Source organism: Nodosilinea sp. LEGE 06152 (assembly GCF_015207525.1).
GTDB lineage: Bacteria > Cyanobacteriota > Cyanobacteriia > Phormidesmidales > Phormidesmidaceae > Nodosilinea.
Genome location: NZ_JADEWR010000021.1, coordinates 42,531 through 60,008, shown reverse-complemented (window position 1 = coordinate 60,008; position 17,478 = coordinate 42,531). Strand labels below are relative to the sequence as shown.

General features: G+C 57.0%; 16 protein-coding genes. 9 read left to right on the top strand and 7 right to left on the bottom strand.

Annotation, left to right across the window (positions count from 1 at the left end; translation table 11 throughout):
* Positions 1 to 23 precede the first annotated feature (23 nt).
* The gene (gene gltX / locus IQ265_RS22980; RefSeq protein WP_194057922.1) at positions 24 to 1,466 is read left to right on the top strand and encodes a glutamate--tRNA ligase; all 1,443 of its coding nucleotides are present in this window, start codon (positions 24 to 26) and stop codon (positions 1,464 to 1,466) included.
* Here gltX and IQ265_RS22975 read toward each other — a convergent pair.
* Positions 1,440 to 2,642, bottom strand: a complete 1,203-nt coding sequence (locus IQ265_RS22975; protein WP_194057920.1) for an MFS transporter — start codon at positions 2,640 to 2,642, stop codon at positions 1,440 to 1,442. The two genes, gltX and IQ265_RS22975, sit on opposite strands and share 27 nt — an antisense overlap.
* Positions 2,643 to 3,086: 444 nt before the next feature.
* Between IQ265_RS22975 and ftsH2 the strand changes: the two genes are divergently transcribed.
* Both ftsH2 and IQ265_RS22965 read left to right on the top strand, forming a co-directional pair.
* On the top strand, positions 3,087 to 4,973 hold the full coding sequence (ftsH2, locus tag IQ265_RS22970) for an ATP-dependent zinc metalloprotease FtsH2 (RefSeq protein ID WP_194057918.1): 1,887 nt from the start codon (positions 3,087 to 3,089) through the stop codon (positions 4,971 to 4,973).
* A gap of 69 nt (positions 4,974 to 5,042) precedes the next feature.
* Positions 5,043 to 6,137 (top strand): glycosyl transferase, encoded by a 1,095-nt coding sequence (locus tag IQ265_RS22965; protein ID WP_194057916.1) that lies wholly within the window; start codon positions 5,043 to 5,045, stop codon positions 6,135 to 6,137.
* A gap of 77 nt (positions 6,138 to 6,214) precedes the next feature.
* Here IQ265_RS22965 and IQ265_RS22960 read toward each other — a convergent pair whose 3' ends face one another.
* On the bottom strand, positions 6,215 to 6,679 hold the full coding sequence (locus tag IQ265_RS22960) for an AAA family ATPase (RefSeq protein WP_194057914.1): 465 nt from the start codon (positions 6,677 to 6,679) through the stop codon (positions 6,215 to 6,217).
* 73 nt (positions 6,680 to 6,752) lie between these two features.
* Positions 6,753 to 7,640, bottom strand: a complete 888-nt coding sequence (locus IQ265_RS22955; RefSeq protein WP_228038348.1) for a hypothetical protein — start codon at positions 7,638 to 7,640, stop codon at positions 6,753 to 6,755.
* Positions 7,641 to 7,853: 213 nt separating this feature from the next.
* On the opposite strand from IQ265_RS22955, the gene IQ265_RS22950 reads away from it, so the two are divergent.
* Entirely contained in the window at positions 7,854 to 9,059 is a 1,206-nt protein-coding gene (locus IQ265_RS22950; RefSeq protein WP_194057912.1) for a PD40 domain-containing protein, read from the top strand.
* On the opposite strand, the gene dusA is transcribed toward IQ265_RS22950, so the two are convergent.
* On the bottom strand, positions 9,024 to 10,049 hold the full coding sequence (gene dusA, locus IQ265_RS22945) for a tRNA dihydrouridine(20/20a) synthase DusA (RefSeq protein WP_347405006.1): 1,026 nt from the start codon (positions 10,047 to 10,049) through the stop codon (positions 9,024 to 9,026). The two genes, IQ265_RS22950 and dusA, sit on opposite strands and share 36 nt — an antisense overlap.
* A gap of 245 nt (positions 10,050 to 10,294) precedes the next feature.
* On the opposite strand from dusA, the gene IQ265_RS22940 reads away from it, so the two are divergent.
* Together IQ265_RS22940 and IQ265_RS22935 are read left to right on the top strand one after the other, a co-directional pair.
* Positions 10,295 to 10,579: a DUF1232 domain-containing protein gene (locus tag IQ265_RS22940; protein ID WP_194057908.1), complete on the top strand. Its 285-nt coding sequence runs from the start codon at positions 10,295 to 10,297 to the stop codon at positions 10,577 to 10,579.
* A 171-nt stretch (positions 10,580 to 10,750) separates the two neighbouring features.
* Complete coding sequence (locus IQ265_RS22935; RefSeq protein WP_194057906.1) at positions 10,751 to 11,119, top strand: DUF2237 domain-containing protein; 369 nt, start codon at positions 10,751 to 10,753, stop codon at positions 11,117 to 11,119.
* Between the two features lie 82 nt (positions 11,120 to 11,201).
* Here the strand turns inward: IQ265_RS22935 and IQ265_RS22930 are convergent, their stop codons facing one another.
* The gene (locus IQ265_RS22930) at positions 11,202 to 11,528 is read right to left on the bottom strand and encodes a heavy metal-binding domain-containing protein (RefSeq protein WP_194057904.1); all 327 of its coding nucleotides are present in this window, start codon (positions 11,526 to 11,528) and stop codon (positions 11,202 to 11,204) included.
* A gap of 13 nt (positions 11,529 to 11,541) precedes the next feature.
* Positions 11,542 to 12,420 carry a carboxylating nicotinate-nucleotide diphosphorylase gene (nadC, locus tag IQ265_RS22925; protein WP_194057902.1) on the bottom strand — a complete coding sequence of 293 codons (879 nt, stop codon included), beginning with the start codon at positions 12,418 to 12,420 and terminating at the stop codon, positions 11,542 to 11,544.
* Positions 12,421 to 12,930: 510 nt separating this feature from the next.
* Here nadC and IQ265_RS22920 point away from each other — a divergent pair.
* The 3 genes from IQ265_RS22920 to IQ265_RS22910 all read left to right on the top strand — a co-directional run bounded on the left by IQ265_RS22920 (position 12,931) and on the right by IQ265_RS22910 (position 16,800).
* Positions 12,931 to 13,212 (top strand): 4a-hydroxytetrahydrobiopterin dehydratase, encoded by a 282-nt coding sequence (locus IQ265_RS22920; RefSeq protein WP_194057900.1) that lies wholly within the window; start codon positions 12,931 to 12,933, stop codon positions 13,210 to 13,212.
* 249 nt (positions 13,213 to 13,461) lie between these two features.
* Positions 13,462 to 14,934, top strand: a complete 1,473-nt coding sequence (locus IQ265_RS22915; protein WP_194057898.1) for an iron uptake porin — start codon at positions 13,462 to 13,464, stop codon at positions 14,932 to 14,934.
* A 411-nt stretch (positions 14,935 to 15,345) separates the two neighbouring features.
* Positions 15,346 to 16,800, top strand: a complete 1,455-nt coding sequence (locus tag IQ265_RS22910; protein WP_194057896.1) for an iron uptake porin — start codon at positions 15,346 to 15,348, stop codon at positions 16,798 to 16,800.
* A gap of 86 nt (positions 16,801 to 16,886) precedes the next feature.
* Here IQ265_RS22910 and IQ265_RS22905 read toward each other — a convergent pair whose 3' ends face one another.
* On the bottom strand, positions 16,887 to 17,297 hold the full coding sequence (locus tag IQ265_RS22905; RefSeq protein WP_194057894.1) for a gamma-glutamylcyclotransferase family protein: 411 nt from the start codon (positions 17,295 to 17,297) through the stop codon (positions 16,887 to 16,889).
* Positions 17,298 to 17,478: the final 181 nt, after the last annotated feature.

Below are 17,478 nucleotides of genomic sequence, written 5' to 3'. Positions count from 1 at the left end.
TTGTTGAGAGTGCAGGAAACCCCATGACCGTTCGCGTTCGCCTTGCCCCTAGCCCCACGGGAACTCTGCACATTGGTACCGCCCGCACCGCTGTGTTCAACTGGCTGTTTGCCCGCCACAAGGGCGGCCAGTTCATTCTCCGCATCGAAGACACCGACGAAGAGCGATCCAAGCCAGAATTTACCGAAAACATTCTCTCCGGCCTCAAGTGGCTCGGCATGGAGTGGGACGAAGGCCCCTTCTTCCAGTCGCAGCGGCTCGACCTCTACCGTCAGGCCATTCAAACTCTACTGGATGCGGGTATGGCCTATCGCGCCTACGACACCCCCGAAGAGTTAGAAACCATGCGCGAGACCCAGAAAGCCAGAGGCCATGCCCCCCGCTACGACAACCGCCACCGCGATCTCACCCCCGACCAGCAGGCCGCCTTCGAAGCTGAGGGCCGTCCGGCGGTGATTCGCTTCAAAATTGACGACAGCCGCACTATTGCGTGGAACGATATGGTGCGCGGCACGGTGACCTGGCAGGCTAGCGATCTGGGCGGCGACATGGTGGTAGCGCGGGCCTCCTCCGCCAGCACTATTGGTCAGCCCCTCTACAACCTGGCTGTGGTTGTCGATGACATCGACATGGCCATTACCCATGTGATTCGTGGTGAAGATCACATTGCCAACACCGCCAAGCAAATTTTGCTTTACGAAGCGCTGGGTGCGGCGGTGCCAGAGTTCGCCCACACGCCGCTGATTTTGAATCAAACGGGTCAGAAGCTCTCTAAGCGCGATGGCGTCACCTCCATCTCTGACTTTCAAAAAATGGGCTTTGTGGCCCCGGCCCTGGTCAATTACATGACCCTGCTGGGCTGGTCGGCTCCCGACGCCGCCGAGCAGTTCACCCTTGATGAAGCCGCCAAGCGATTCGGCTTCGATCGCGTCAACAAAGCCGGAGCCAAGTTCGACTGGGATAAGCTCGACTGGCTCAACAGCCAGTATCTGCACGCGATGGAGCCTGCCGCCCTGCTAGAGCTAGTGCTGCCCTACCTTCAAGAGGCGGGCTATGTTGTTGACGCTGAGGCCGACCAAAGCTGGCTTGTGCCCATGATGGCGATGCTCGCCCCCAGCCTGACCCGGCTCACCGATGTGGTAGAGCAGAGCCGCTTTTTCTTCACCGAAACTGTTGGCTTTGCCGACGATGCCAAGGCCCAGGTGCAGCTTGAAGGAGTGCCCGCTGTCCTACAGGGCATTCTGGACGGCTTGACGGCACAATCCCCCGCTACCATCGACGACCTCAAGGCGCTGGTGAATGACGTGACTAAGGCCCAGGGGGTCAAAAAAGGGCTGGTGATGAAATCGCTGCGGGCGGCGCTGATGGGTGCCCTGCAGGGGCCAGACCTGATGGAATCGTGGCTGATTCTGCGGCAGCGCGGATTTGACGCGACCCGTCTAAAGGAGGCGCTGGCGCTGAGCTAGCCTTCGCCAGTGGGCCATTACCCCCAAGGTAATGGCCCCCAGCAGCAGCATAAGACCCCCGGCCAAACCGTAGGTGGCGGCCAGACCTAGCTGCTGGCTGAGGGGCTGACTGACCAGCGGCGATATAAACTGGCCAAAGAAAAAGCTGGTGGTGAGGCCGCCCAGAATGCGGCCTCGCAGGGCTTCTGGGGTAGCCGACGTGAGGCAAACGGTCATATTGGGGGTAAAGAGGCCTAGGCCCAGACCTGCGATCGCCAGCCCCACCAGCACACCCCCATAGCTCGTCGCTTGGCTGATCACCAGGTAGCCCACCCCCATCAGCCCAAAGGCCAGAGCGTAGATGGCGGTAAAGGTGAACCGCGCCTTGAGTTTTTGGTAACTGAGCGAGCTGCTGGCAGCGGCCAGGGTGGCCAGGGCGATCGCGAGCCCGCTCTGCGACCCGTTGGCACCACTCAGCTGCTGCAAATAGAACGGCAGCTGCACCGGAATCATGTAGAACACGATTTGGGTGAGCAGGGCGATCGCAAAGGTTGCCCCCAGCAAGGTCCACGGAACGGTTTCGGGGTGGGCAGTGGCCAAGGCCTTGGCCTCGGCGCGGCTGACCCGCACCGGCTCGGGCAACACCAGCAGCACCAGCGGCAGCAGCAGCCAGGCCGTCAGGTAAATCAAAAACGGCAACCGCCAGCTAACGTCGGCCAGGTAGCCACCTAGAGTGAGAAACAGCACGCCGCCCAGCGCCATAAACGCCGCCTGCACCCCCAAAAATCGGGCTCGGGCAACCCCCAGGTAATAGTCGGCAACCAGGGTAGTGGCGGTGGTCATAATGCCCGCTACGCTCAGGCCCAGCACCAGTCGCCCGACCAAAATCCACCCAATATCATTTAGAAAGAAACCTGAACTGCCGGCCAAGCCGTAGGTGAATACCGACAACGCCAGCCAGCGCTTGCGCCCAAAGCGATCGATAATTGTGCCTGCGATCGGGGCACCCAGGGCGATAAACAGGGCCGGCACCGTCAGCACTAGCCTCACCCAGTAGTCGGCGTTGGGCACCTCCGCAAAGTGCTGGCGCATAGTGGGTAGTGAGGCAGCGATCGTGGCCCCGGCCATGACGGTCAGAGTGCTGACCAGTAGCAGAGTAGCTTTGACCCAAACAGTTTCAGGGTGGCGAGGTTGCATCTAAGGCCTCCTGGGCCTCAAAACGTTTCTAAGCGAACGTATTCCATTGAAGAAATTGTCCTGGTCAAGAACGCGAACCCAGCCCGGTGGAACGTCTCGATAAAAACCCGGCTGGGTTTGAGCGGCAGCACTCTCAGCCCGATAACCCGCTAAAGTAAACAGTAGAGGAGAAGTTAGGCAAACGCTATGCATCTGTGGGGTGTTGCCCCCAGGTGTCGCTAATTCCAGCTTGGGTTTGCCCGAGTTCCACAGCTTACGTTACATTAAGTAAAGATTTATCTCATAATTTCCTGCCGCTTTTTGGTTCTACCACGCTAATACCCGGTAACACCCTGTTCCAGGCATCATAGACGTAGGGCCAAGCTCGGTCAAAAACCGTTAACTGAAAATCTGTTAACGAAGCTCCGTTAACACTGTGCACGTTAGTCAATAGAGGCCATAGGTATGAAATTTTCGTGGCGAGTAGCCTTACTGTGGACCCTGCCGCTTTTGGTAATAGGGTTTTTCTTGTGGCAAGGAGCGTTTTCGTCAGCCCCCGCTGACATGGGGCTAAATGCGGCCAATACCCGCCTTACCTATGGTCGCTTTCTCGACTATCTCGATGCTGGGCGGGTAACGGCGGTTGACCTTTACGACGGTGGCCGCACCGCCATTGTAGAAGCCGTAGACCCCGACCTCGACAACCGGGTTATGCGCTGGCGCGTCGATCTGCCGGGCAACTCTCCGGACCTGGTCAGCCGTCTGCGCACCGCCAACATCAGCCTCGACTCCCACCCGCCGCGCAACGACGGTGCTCTAGTGGGTGCCCTGGGCAACCTGCTGTTTCCGCTGCTGTTGATTGGGGGCCTGTTCTTCTTGTTCCGCCGCTCGAATGGTGGCATGGGTGGCCCTGGTCAGGCGATGAACTTTGGTAAGTCTAAGGCTCGCTTCATGATGGAAGCCAAGACCGGCATCATGTTCGACGATGTAGCCGGTATTGACGAAGCCAAAGAAGAACTAGAAGAAGTTGTCACCTTCTTGAAGAAGCCCGAGCGCTTTACGGCGATCGGGGCGCGCATTCCCAAAGGCGTGCTGCTGGTTGGGCCTCCAGGAACGGGTAAAACGCTGCTAGCTAAGGCGATCGCAGGCGAAGCAGGCGTGCCCTTCTTCAGCATCTCTGGTTCTGAGTTTGTGGAAATGTTCGTCGGCGTGGGGGCCTCCCGCGTGCGCGACCTGTTCAAAAAAGCCAAAGAAAACGCTCCCTGCATCATCTTTATCGATGAAATTGACGCTGTCGGTCGGCAGCGGGGTGCGGGCATTGGCGGCGGCAACGACGAGCGCGAGCAAACCCTCAACCAGCTGCTCACCGAGATGGATGGCTTTGAGGGCAACACCGGCATCATCATCATCGCGGCCACCAACCGGGCCGACGTGCTTGACTCGGCCCTGCTGCGTCCCGGTCGCTTCGATCGCCAGGTGATGGTTGACCCGCCCGATATCAAAGGCCGAGTCGAAATCCTTGGCGTTCACGCCCGCAACAAAAAGCTGTCTGAAGACATTTCCCTAGAGACAATCGCCCGTCGCACTCCCGGCTTTACCGGCGCTGACCTGGCTAACCTGCTCAACGAGGCCGCCATTCTCACCGCTCGCCGCCGCAAAGAGGCCATCACCATGGCTGAGGTAGACGATGCCGTAGACCGCGTGATCGCCGGTATGGAGGGCACGCCTCTAGTTGACAGCAAGAGCAAGCGACTAATTGCCTACCACGAAATTGGTCACGCCATCATTGGTACTCTGGTCAAAGACCATGACCCAGTGCAAAAGGTGACGCTGATTCCCCGTGGGCAGGCCCAGGGCTTGACCTGGTTCACCCCCAGCGAAGAGCAGATGCTGATTTCTCGCGCTCAAATTCTGGCCCGCATTACTGGTGCCCTGGGCGGACGCGCCGCTGAAGACGTGATCTTTGGCGACGCAGAGGTGACCACCGGAGCCGGTAACGACCTGCAACAGGTCAGCAACATGGCGCGGCAGATGGTAACCCGGTTTGGTATGTCTGACCTCGGCCCTCTGTCACTCGAAAGCTCCCAGGGCGAGGTATTCCTGGGCCGCGATTGGCTCTCTCGTTCAGAATATTCTGAAGAGGTGTCGTCGCGCATTGATGGCCAGGTGCGCACCATTGTCGAGCACTGCTACTCCAACGCCAAGCGCATCATGGAGGAAAATCGCGCCCTGGTCGATCGCCTCGTCGATCTGCTGGTCGAGCGCGAGACCATCGACGGTGATGAGTTCCGTCAGATTGTTTCGGAATACACGGTGGTACCCGACAAGCAGCAGTTTGTGCCCCAGCTGTAAGGTGTTGCCCTGACGATGGTAAGGCTCGCCTGAGTAAGGCGGGCCTTTTTGCCTTTAAACAAGAATGCTATGTCCCGTCCTACCCTCTATGTCGCGATTACTAACCACGGCTTTGGCCATGCGACTCGGGCTGCTGCCGTCGCGGCTGCGGTCAAAGCCCTGTGGCCTGAGGTAGATCTGGTGATGGCAACGACAGCGCCCCAGTGGCTGCTCGATGAATACTTACCGGTAGAGTACGAGTATCGGCCGGTCGCCTTTGATATTGGGGTGATTCAGCCCGACAGCTTGAGGATGGATTTGCCCGCTACCCTGGCCAAGCTACGGTCTATTCAGTCTCACCAGCAGGCTACCGTTGCTGCCGAAGCGGCCTATCTCAAGCAGCGGAAAGTAGATCTGGTGCTGGCCGATATTCCGCCCCTGGCAACCGCGATCGCCCATGCCGCCGACATCCCCTGCTGGATGATGAGCAACTTTGGTTGGGACTTCATCTACCGAGCCTTTGGCCCCGAGTTCACCGCGATCGCCGACTGGATTGGCGACTGCTTTCGCCAGTGCGATCGCCTGTTTCGGCTGCCCTTTCACGAGCCCATGACCGCCTTCCCCACGCTCGAAAATGTCGGTCTCACTGGCGGTACGCCCCGCTACGAGCCAGATGCTCTCAGAACCCAGTGGCAGCTCCAAACCCCTCAATCGCGCACGGTTTTGCTCACCTTTGGCGGACTGAGCTTGCAGAGCATTCCCTACCATCGCCTGGCTCAGTTTCCAGACTGGCAGTTTCTCACTTTCGACCACGACGCGCCTGACTTGCCCAACCTGTTTAAGGTGCCTCGGCAGGGGTTTCGCCCCGTGGATGTGATGCCCCTATGTGGTCGGGTGGTGTCAAAGCCGGGGTTTAGCACCTTCTCCGAAGCCTGCCGCCTAAACCTGCCGATTGTCACCATTACCCGCAACGACTTTGCCGAAGGCCCGGTGCTGGTCAACGGCATGCAGGACCATAGCTGGCACCAAGTCTTAACCCCAGACGAATTTTTCCACGGCGAATGGGACTTTTTGCGCCAGCCGCTACACCCGCCCCGCCGGACACAGGCGATCGCCAAACATGGCAACGAGCAAATTGCGAGCGCGATCGTCAATTACTTGGCCGATCCCAATCACTCACCGTGATAGCCTTGAACACCTACAGATAACCTCTGAGCGGTCGAGCGCATTGAGGTTATGGGGGAACAGGACTGAAGCAGAGGCTAGCTTAGGCATACATGCTCCAGAACCTCTTCGACAACTTGGTCGAGAGGTATAGTCGTCTCGATCTCGCATGTAGCTCCACGTCGCAGCAACGGCTCAACCGTTTCAAGATAGTAAAGAACTTCTGCAAGTTCCTCTGGTCGCCTGCCGTAGGGGTTGTTAGTTCTGGTTTTCAAGCGTTCCTCAAGCACCTCGGCTGGCGCACTTAACAAGATGATGTCAGTAAGTTGGGGATAGAACTTCACTTGGTTCTCTGCACATCCGCTAAGAAATAGCGTGTCATCACCAGCCGATTCTAATGCTTCTTGCACACGCGGTTCGCACCATTGTTGGTTGCCCTCATCGTCGTGCTCCGACCAGCCTGGCTCGTCTAGATCGATCGCTCTAAGTCCACGCTTACGAAGTGCCTCAATAACGCTCGACTTACCCGTTCCAGACATTCCCGTAAGTAAAACCCTTTTCATAGTGGTACGTGTACCCCGTATGTCTGACGACGTTGCTTTAAGCATCCCTCTCACTCATCTACAAGCCCACCCTTTAATCCGATCGCCCCTGCCCCACCGGCAGCGATGGCCGATTCTGGTAGGGCATGGGAATATACTGCACCGTAGGTCGTCCCGCCATCGGTTGGGGGTAGAGATCCATCAGGCTGTAGATCTCCAGCGGCAGGCCCACCGTCACTGGCAGGCCCATGTCGGTCGCCTCCTCCACGGCGATCGGGTAGTCGTGGGTAACCTGGCCCGTGGTGAGGCGATCGATAATTTTGTCAATGTTGGCCGGATCGACTTTCTGCTGAGGAATCGCATCTTCTAGCAGAGCGCGCACAAACTGCTGCACCTGCGCGATCGCTTTGCGGGCCAAATCGGCGGTAACCAGGGTTTGGTCATCAATTTTTTCGGGCGGTTTGGCCTCCAGCACCGTGAGAATGCTGGCTGCCGCCACATTTCCCAACTGTGGATCCACCGGCCCCAAAACGGCGTTTTCATCCATCACAATTTCGTCGGCGGCCATCGCTAACATGGTGCCGCCGCTCATGGCGTAGTGAGGCACAAACACGGTCACCTTGGCGCTGTGTCGCAGCAGCGCTCGGGCAATTTGCTCGGTGGCCAGCACCAGACCACCGGGGGTATGCAGGATTAGGTCAATGGGAACGTTCGACGGCGTGAGGCGAATGGCCCGCAAAATCTGTTCAGAATCTTCGATATTGATGAACCGGGAGATGGGAATGCCCAGCAGGCTAATTGACTCCTGCCGATGAATGAGCAAAATTACCCGGCTGCCTCGCTGCTGCTCTAGATTGCGAATGGCGCTGATGCGTCGCGATTCTACTAGGCGGCGCTGAATAGCGGGCTGAACAAAGGAGAAAATCAAAAAGATAAAAAACAAGCTGATCATGTTCATGAGCTGAAGAAATAGATACAGCATCGGTGCTAACGCTCTGCCTGAACGGCTAATCGTTACTGACGAGCGGTCCAACTCAGGACTAGTACCGCAGTTGGCAGGGCGGAGTGCTTCTAGCATCCCAGAAACTAAACGCCGACAGTTGGCCAGGTCAGTCAAACTTGTGGCTAAATCGATCGGCGTAGCGGTCCGGGTCGTGGCTATGATCACACATGGAATGTGCAAGGACGTGGAACTGTGATTAAACCCTCTGTGGCGGTGCTTACCACTGGGCTAATGACTTTTGCTGTGGCGGCGGGTCATGCTGCTGATCTATCGTTTGCGACCCCAGAGGGGCTATTTCGCCTAGAAATTGGGGGCGGCGATCGCCAGCCTCTGCTGACAGGTGGCGATCGCGCCTTTAATAACCTGGCCTGGTCCAGCGACGGGCAACGGCTGGCGGTGGTCCAAAACTATGGCGAAGTTTACCGCCTTGAGCCTGGCTCCGATGGTCCAGAACTGGTATTTACCAGCGACTGCCAGCGCCCCCCTACCCTCGATCTCGCCTGGCAGAGCGATGGCGACCTGGTCATCTTGCAGCGCTGTCCGGCCTTTACGGCTGGTGGGCCGGGTCAGGTCAGGCTTTTTCTCAATACTCCTGCCGGAGCGCTAACCCCCCTGGACATTTCGCCTGAAACCCTGGAGTCTGACCTATTTCTGGCTCCAGATGGCAGTCAGGTGGCCTACGTGACAGGCCAGCATATCTTTGTCGCGGCCCTAGACGGCAGCCGACCTCGCCGGGTAACCCAAACCCCTGGCACCTATGGCGCTGCCGGTAGCCCTCTGGCCTGGTCACCCGATGGCACGCGCCTGGCCTTTTACGAAGGCAGTTACCCCTTTCAGCGACTGAATGTCGTGGGTATCGATGGGGGCGATCGCCGCGTTCTTACCCCCGCTGCTGACTTTCAGATTTACCGCAGTCGGGTGCTGTGGTCGCCCGATGGTCGCTACATCGCCTTTTACCAACCGTTTAATCCGCCCTTTAGCAACCAGGAAGTGATTGCCCTGGTCAATGTCAATACGGCCGAAACCCAGGTGCTGACTCGGCCCGGCTTTTACGATGCCCTAAGCTGGGCACCCAACAGTCAGCAATTGGTGCTGGCTTCGGGGCCCCAGGCAGGGCAGCAAACCGTATTTCGGCTCGATTTGGTCGATCAAAAGTTTACGGCCCTCACCAGCCAGCCCTTGCAAAACGTTCTAGAAAGCCAGTGGTCGCCCACCGGCGACTGGATCGCCTTTACCGCCACTCCGCCCGACGACTCTATGGGCACTCAGGTGCTGTATCAGGTTCGGCCCGATGGCACTGACTTGACCTCCCTGACCAGTACCGACGAGTACGTTTACCCGTTCGTCTGGATCCCTGCGCCCCTAGCCCCGATTCAGGGGGTGACCGAGGCCCCCTAGCTGGGTTTGCCCTAGCTGGGTTTGAATGGCGCTCTGCCGCTGTACCGCCGCCATGGCCTGCCGCACTACCTCTACCCCGGCCCCTGGCTTACACGACTCCTCGGTTAAAATTTGCTTCCACAGGCGGCTACCGGGCTGTCCAGCAAACAGCATCAGCAGGTGGCGGGTAATTTTGTTGAGCTTCAACCCCTGGCTGACCCAGTGGTCAATGTAGGGCAGCAGCGCCTCAACCACCCGCTGACGGCTAAGGGCAGGCTCGCCTGCGGCAAAAAACCGCTGGTCCACCGCTGAGAACAGGTAGGGCTGGTCGTAGGCAGCTCGCCCTACCATCACACCGTCCACCTGATCGAGCTGTTCGCTCACCTGGTCGAGCTGGGTAAAGCCCCCGTTGATTTCGATCCACAGGTGCGGAAAGTCTTGCTTCAGTTGGTGCACATCGCCGTAGCGCAGCGGGGGAACGGTGCGGTTGTCTTTGGGGCTAAGCCCTTGCAGCCAAGCCTTACGGGCGTGAACGGTAAAGTGACGACAGCCGGTTTGGGCCACCGTATCAACGAAATTCGCCATGTCCTCGTAGCGATCGCAGTCGTCTATTCCAATGCGGTGCTTGACGCTGACCGGCAGCGAACTGGCCGCTAGCATTGCCGCCACGCCCTCGGCGACTCGCTCGGGCTGCGCCATCAGGCAGGCTCCAAAGTTGCCGCTGCGCACGCGATCGCTGGGGCAGCCCACGTTTAAATTGATGGCGTCGTAGCCAAAGTCAGCGGCGACCCGGGCGCAAGTTGCCAATAGCTGTGGGTCATCGCCCCCCACCTGTAGCACCAGGGGCGCTTCGCTGGGTGTAAAGCCCAGCAGGTGGTCGCGATCGCCGTGCAGAATAGCCTGGGCCGTCACCATTTCGGTGTAGAGCAGGGTGCGCCGAGTAATCTGCCGCATAAAGAAGCGGTAGTGGCGATCGGTGCGATCCATCATGGGCGCAATGCTGATCGGCACCTCGATGGCTGTCGCTGCCCCTAACTGGCGGGGGCCAAGTTTCGTCAATACGTTCACAGAACCACGCGTTTCGGTCATCTTTGCCTACGTAGTCTAGCATTTCGGCTCGGAGCACCCAGAAGCTCTAGTGACCCCAAAAAAATGGGATGGGTGCGGCTCTCCACGGTTTTAGATCAGTTTTCTACACTGTGTTATCGCCAGTATTTCTGACATGATTTAAACATCAGCCATAGGGGAATAGCTCAATGAATAATGTGATTGCCTCCTTTTACAACTGGTATAAAGCAACCCTTCGCAACAGCAAATATCGCTGGGTCTTGGTTTTAGGAACCCTGATTTATCTGGTGTCCCCCATCGATATTTCCCCTGACTTTCTGCCCATTATTGGCTGGGTTGATGACGGCCTGCTGACTACGCTGCTCGTCACTGAGCTATCCCAGATCGCGCTGGAGTACGTGAACAAGCGCAAGCAGCCCAAAGCCGGCGAAACCGATGCTGCTGTAGACTCCGTCACCACGGTCGAAGTTTAGGCTCGGCTCTTCTGGCCGTGTTTTTCCACCGTCGTCAAGCTTATTAAACTCATTCTGCTGAGGGGCTGTCGGCTAAGACAGCCCCTTTTTGAGTCGCTACGGTGGGCTGGGTCTTGCGGTAGATTAAAAGCGAGTCAACACCGTTCTACCCCGTTCCCAAAGGACTTTCCCATGATCACTGCTACCAACGTCTTGGGCACTTCCCTTGCCCCCTGCTGCACCTCGCCCATGACCGGCTTTTATCGCGATGGCTGCTGCAATACAGGGGCAGGTGATATGGGAGTTCACGTTGTGTGCGCCCAGATGACGCCTGAATTTTTGGCCTTTACCAAAGCCCAAGGCAACGATCTCTCTACTCCTGTGCCCGCCTTTCAGTTTCCGGGGCTAAAGCCGGGCGATCGCTGGTGTCTGTGTGCCCCCCGCTGGCAAGAAGCCCTAGAGGCTGGGGTTGCCCCCCCGGTAGTGCTTGAAGCCACCCACGCCGCTGCCATTGAGCACGTTGCGCTCAGCGACTTGAAGGATCACGCTGTTGATAGCTAACTGGGGCACCCGGTTCCTTAACCAAGTCGCTGGAATCTGCCTGGGCTGCGGCTAGGAACCCGGTTCCTAGGCGAAAGACTGCTCACGCCAGCCGCACTGCAGTACCACTGGCGGCCACCATCAGCATGTTGCCGCCGTTGTTGATTTCTAGCGATTCGTAGTCGATATCGATGGCGATAATGGCGTCTGCCCCCAGTTCTTTTGCGGCCTGCATCATTTCCTTAATGGCCGTGTTGCGGGCCTGACGCAGAGAATGCTCGTAGGCTCCCGATCGCCCGCCCACGACATCGCGAATACCCGCAAAAAAGTCTTTAAAAATATTGGCTCCTAAAATGGCTTCGCCATTGACCAGGCCGCAGTACTGAATGACCTGGCGACCGTCAACGTTGGGGCCGGTGGTTAAGATCATGGGTTACCTCGGGTTAAACCGCTTTAGAACTCACTTGCATACTAATGTCTAGCCACGGAGCCCGGGTAATAGGGGCGCTACTAGAGATGAAATCTACCCCCGTCGCCGCAATTGGCCTTAACGTCTCCAGGGTAACGTTGCCAGACGCCTCAATCCTGACCGCTGGTTTTTGAGCCCGAATGCGCTCAACCGCCGTCTTCATCATCGCCGGGGGCATGTTGTCGAGCATGATGATGTCCACCGGGCAGGCGATCGCCTCCTCGACCTGTTCGAGAGAGCTGGTTTCGACCTCCACCATCATCGGGTAGGGAATGGCCGGTCGAATCTGAGCTACCGCCGCCCCAATGCCCCCAGCGGCGGCAATGTGGTTGTCTTTGATCATTACCGCATCATCCAGACCTAGGCGGTGATTGACAGCCCCGCCCACTCGACTAGCGTACTTTTCGAGCTGGCGCAGGCCAGGGGTTGTCTTACGGGTATCGACGAGCTGGGTGGGGCTACCGGCGAGCTGCTCCACGTACTGGCGAGTGGCGGTGGCAATGCCGCTCAGACGCATCACCAGGTTCAGCGCCACCCGCTCGCCCGTCAGCAAGGCCGCCAGATTGCCGCTGACTTTAGCAATGGTCGTGTCGGCGGCACAGGCGTCGCCGTCGCTGACCAGAGGTTCAAAGCTGAGATCGCTATCAAGCTGTTGAAATAGGCGGCGAGCAAAGGGCAATCCCGCGATTACGCCGGGGGCGCGAGTCACCCAACGCGCCAACCCCGGCTGCTGCACCAGCTCTCCTAGCCCAATCGTGGTCCAGTCGCCACGGCCAACATCTTCAAGCAGCCAGGCTTGTAGGTACTCATCTAGGCTGCTCTCGACGATCGGTACAGAGGTATTGAAGGGCATCAGTGGGGTAGTTAAGGTACTGAAATGGCGCTATGGCTGGCGATCGCAAATTAAACCTCTTAACAAGGTCGCAATTTCTGCCACAGCTAGAAATTATTGTGCTAACTTACGAGTAATGCCGCTGTTACGGCAGCTATCTCTACAGATTTTACCGTGTAGGATTCAGGAGGTGATGCCCATGCAAGAGAGTAGTAAACGTGTGGGTCTTCAGGTTGAGATCAGCCGGCTGTGCGCCGGGGCTGTGCTCTAGCTTCAGTGTTGGTTGCTTCGGCAACTAGCTAAGCTCTCGAAGCTGGCTGAACAGGGTTCCTCCCGGCAGTCAGGTTCAACCTAAGATCCAACTAGACCGCCCCTGCTTCGGAAGCTTGTCTTCCCCTGGCAGGGGCGGATAGCTTTTAAAGAGATTTACGTTTTTTGGAGTTTTTTAAGAGCAAAAGCTCAGAAAAGCGATCGCAGCCCTAGCTAGCGCTCCACCCTTAAGATGAAAGGGCAGCCCACCTCCTCATAACTATGGCTTCACTACTTAGCGATCGCGACATTCAAGCCCAACTCGGCCAGCTCCCCGACTGGAGCTTAGACGGTAAGACCATTACCTGCACCCGCACCTTCAACGACTTTGTTGCCGCCGTTGACTTTGTCAACCAGCTGGTCGAACCGGCCGAGGCCGCTGGGCACCATCCCGACCTGCAAATTTCTTACAACCGCGTAGTCATCAGTCTCTCCACTCACGATGCTGGAGGGCTAACCGAGAAAGACTTTGCTATGGCCCAAACAATTTCTGCCCTAGGCTAACTCGGAGCAGCGCTCGAACTTGGTGTGCTCACTCGCTCACGTTTTCGACCGCCAAGCGGATCTGTATGCCCAGCTAATTTGGCATACAGATCCGCTTTTTATTCGTTCTGTGGGTTTTAGAAATAATATCTATTGTCAATTGCATAACCTGGCATAAGCCTCTCATGGTAAGCTTCCCTCGTGTCTCTCTTGAGAATACATATCAATAGAGCTTAAACTTTCCTTAATGGTGTGAGGAGAAAGTACCGAATGGCTAAGTTATTTTGGCAATCCCTGCTGGCTGTGCCCGCTGCTCTGGGTGCGGCTGTAGCCGTCTCTGGCTCTGCGATCGCAGCTGAAGCTGCTGTCACCACTCAGGTCAGCAACTTCGATCAAGACTCTGTTCAACTAGCTCAAATCACCAGCGTTTCCGAGCTAACCGACGTTCTGCCCTCCGACTGGGCCTTCCAGGCGCTGCAAAGTCTGGTTGAGAACTACGGTTGTATTCAGGGTTACCCCGACCGCACCTTCCGCGGTCAGCGCAGCCTAACTCGCTTCGAGTTTGCCGCTGGTCTCAACTCCTGCTTGGATGTAATTGCGACTCTGATTGCTCAGTCGGGCATCGACCCCGACGACCTGGCTACCATTCGTCGTCTGCAAGAAGAGTTCCAGGCTGAACTGGCTACCCTGCGCGGTCGCGTCGATGCCCTAGAAGCTGAAACCGCTACCCTGCGCGCTCAGCAGTTCTCTACCACCACCAAGCTACGTGGTCAGGCCGACTTCCACCTAATTACCCCCTTTGATACCATCCCCGACGAAACCAGCACCAGCGTTGCTGCTCGGGCTCGCCTCAACTTCGACTCCAGCTTCACAGGGGACGATCGCTTGCGCATTCGCCTCCAGGGCGGCGACGGGAATGCCTTTGAGTCTTTATATGGCCTAGCGAATGCTGGTGGCAGTAACTACGACGTCACCATTGACGACTTCTACTACAGCTTCCCCATCGGCAACCGCATTACCGTCACCGCTGCAGCCCGTGGTCTTTCTGGCGATGACTGGGTCGTTAGCACAATTCTTCCTTTTGATGGGCCTGCTGTAGCCGATGCTGGCAACCCCAGGTTCTACGCGACCGGCGGCAGCAGTTCCAACGGTGCCGGTGCCGGGGTTAGCATCGCTTTGACCGACAACATTGTGCTTGACGCTGGCTACACCGCTTCTAACCCCGGTGGTGCTACCGATCCCAGTGTTGGTATTTTCGCCGCTGCGGACCAGAGCTACATTGCTCAGCTCAGCTTCTTGAGCGATGGCTTTTTAGATCTAGGTATTGCTTATATGCACAACGACCTGTCCTCGGGTTTCGCGCTTAACAATACCGGAATTGCTGCCCCCGCCGGAGCTACTGATACCTTCGCTGGCCTGCTAAACCTCGACTTTGGCGGTTTCTTTATCGCCGGTCATGGCGCTTTCCAGTCTTTCAACGGCGGGGATGACTTTAGCTGGACCGCTGGTATTGGCTTCGAAAACTTTTTGGCTGAGGGTGCTCAACTGGGTGTCTACGGTGGTCAACTGCCTCAGCTAGCCGGCTATGCTGACAACCCCTTTATCGTTGAGGGTTACTACGAGATTCCCTTTAACCAGTTTCTGACCATCACCCCTGCTGTCATCTATGGTGACACGGGCCTGGCCGGTGCCACTGACCAGACCGGTTTCTGGGGTGCTTTGCGTGCCACCTTCAGGTTCTAAACCTTAGAACCTAATAAGAGACGCTGGAAGCATTAGTTTCCAGCGTCTCTATAGTTCCTTCGCGGAGTTCGGTGGTTGGCTCAAACCCCTCAATCCAAGCGTTTCAGCGCCAGCCACGCCGCGTTTTCAGGAAGCCATCGTATTGCTGTCGCCCCTTGCCTGTAGTTAGGGAACTCTGCACTAGTAGCGTACGTCTGGGTCAGTTAGATATCGGTCTGTCCTTCTTGGTCAAACCGATCTAGCCGATACAGAGTATATCTGCTACTATCGGTTTTGGATGTACGTGAAGCTCAGCAACTTTGTCCCCATTTTGGGGTTAAGTCTGCGCCTGTTAGATGAGGGATGGTTTAGGCCAAACCTGCTTTGAAGTACACGATAAGCCTTGTATAAGGTGTGAGGAGAAAATACCGAATGGCTAAGTTATTTTGGCAATCCCTGCTGGCTGTGCCCGCTGCTCTGGGTGCGGCTGTAGCCGTCTCTGGCTCTGCGATCGCAGCTGAAGCTGCTGTCACCACTCAGGTCAGCAACTTCGATCAAGACTCTGTTCAACTAGCTCAAATTACCAGCGTTTCTGAGCTAACCGACGTGCTGCCCTCCGACTGGGCCTTCCAGGCGCTGCAAAGTCTGGTTGAGAACTACGGTTGTATTCAGGGCTACCCCGACCGCACCTTCCGCGGTCAGCGTAGCCTAACTCGCTTCGAGTTTGCCGCTGGTCTCAACTCCTGCTTGGATGTAATTGCGACTCTGATTGCTCAGTCGGGCATCAACCCCGACGACCTGGCTACCATTCGTCGCCTGCAAGAAGAGTTCCAGGCTGAACTGGCTACCCTGCGCGGTCGCGTTGATGCCCTAGAAGCTGAAACCGCTACCCTGCGCGCTCAGCAGTTCTCCACCACCACCAAGCTACGTGGTCAGGCCGACTTCAACTTGGTTACCCCCATCGACACCGTCACTGGGGAGTCAAGCACCAGCTTTGCAGGTCGGGCTCGCTTAAACTTCGATTCCAGCTTCACCGGCAACGACCGCTTGCGCATTCGTCTCCAGGGCGGCGACGGCAACGCCATCAACCCTCTGGGTGGTCTAGCTAATGCTGGTGGTGCCAACTACGACGTCACCATTGACGACTTCTACTACAGCTTCCCCATCGGCAACCGCCTGACGGTGACTGCCGCTGCTCGTGGTCTCCAGGGCGATGACTGGGTTACCAGCACCATCGTGCCCTTCGACGGCCCCTCCGTGGCTGATGCTGGTGGTCCTCAGTTCTACGACTTCGGTGGTAGCACCTCCAACGGTGCTGGTGTTGGTCTGAGCTTCGCGCTTACCGACAACATTGTGCTTGACGCTGGCTACACCGCTTCTAACCCCGGTGGTGCTACTAATCCCGGTGTTGGTATCTTTGCTGCTAACAACCAAAGCTACATCGCTCAGCTCAGCTTCTTGAGTGACGGCTTCTTGGATGCTGGTATTGCCTACCTGCACAGCGACGGTGTTAACGCTGGTGTTCCTGGCTCCACTGATACCTTCGCTGGTTTGTTGAACCTTGACTTTGGCGGCTTCTTCGTCGCTGGTCACGGTGCTTACACCACCTTCCAGGGTGGCAACGACTTCAGCTGGACGGCTGGTGTTGGCTTCAACAACTTCCTGGCTGAGGGTGCTCAACTGGGTGTCTATGGTGGTCAACTGCCCACTAATGGTCTTGTTGCTGGTTCTAACAACCCATTCATTGTTGAAGGTTATTACGAGATTCCCTTCAACCAGTTCCTGACCATCACTCCCGCCGTTATCTACGGTGACATCAACTCTGGTCTTGCTGGTAACGATGACACTGGTCTCTGGGGTGCCATTCGTGCCACCTTCCGCTTCTAAGTTGATTTAGTTAACTGTTTAGTTGGCTAGGTTGTTCTAGCAATTTAAGGCTCTGCCAGTTTTGGCAGAGCCTTTTTTGTTCGAACTCAGGGGACTGTAGTTTCGCTCCAGTGGCCCTGGGGTAGCCACTGCCCTGCTAGTGCGGTGACGCGATCGCGCGTCATGGTATAAACCCAGGCGGTTCCTAAGGGCTGGTGCTGAAGATCGAAGACAAGGTGGCGATCGCGCTGATATTCGCTGCTCTCGGGGCGATCGGGGTAGTACTCTTCAAAGGCATCAATGGAGCGTAGACAATCGGGGCTGGAAAATGTGAGCAGCATTCCTTGCACCCAGCCCGTTTCTAGTGTCATGGCAGGATAGCCCAGCGGCAGATGGTAGAGCCGCCCTACCGCTAAAGCCGGTTGGCTATCCACGAGGTAGGGGGCGCAGAAATTAGCAAAGGCTCGTTCTCCCGGCTTTAAGGTGCCGTAAACAAAGAGTGGGCAGAGGGCATTCATTAAATTGTGGGGGCAGCTTAGCAGGCAAACAACGGCTCCTATGCCACAAACGAAACTTTACGAAGAATTAGTAAATTCATCAAAACTAAAGCCATAGGAGTTTGATCTCCGGATACTTTACCCTGGGAAAAGTAAGTTGAGTAAAAAGCTGCGCCTCGTCGTCTACAAATGTTGCCCTATT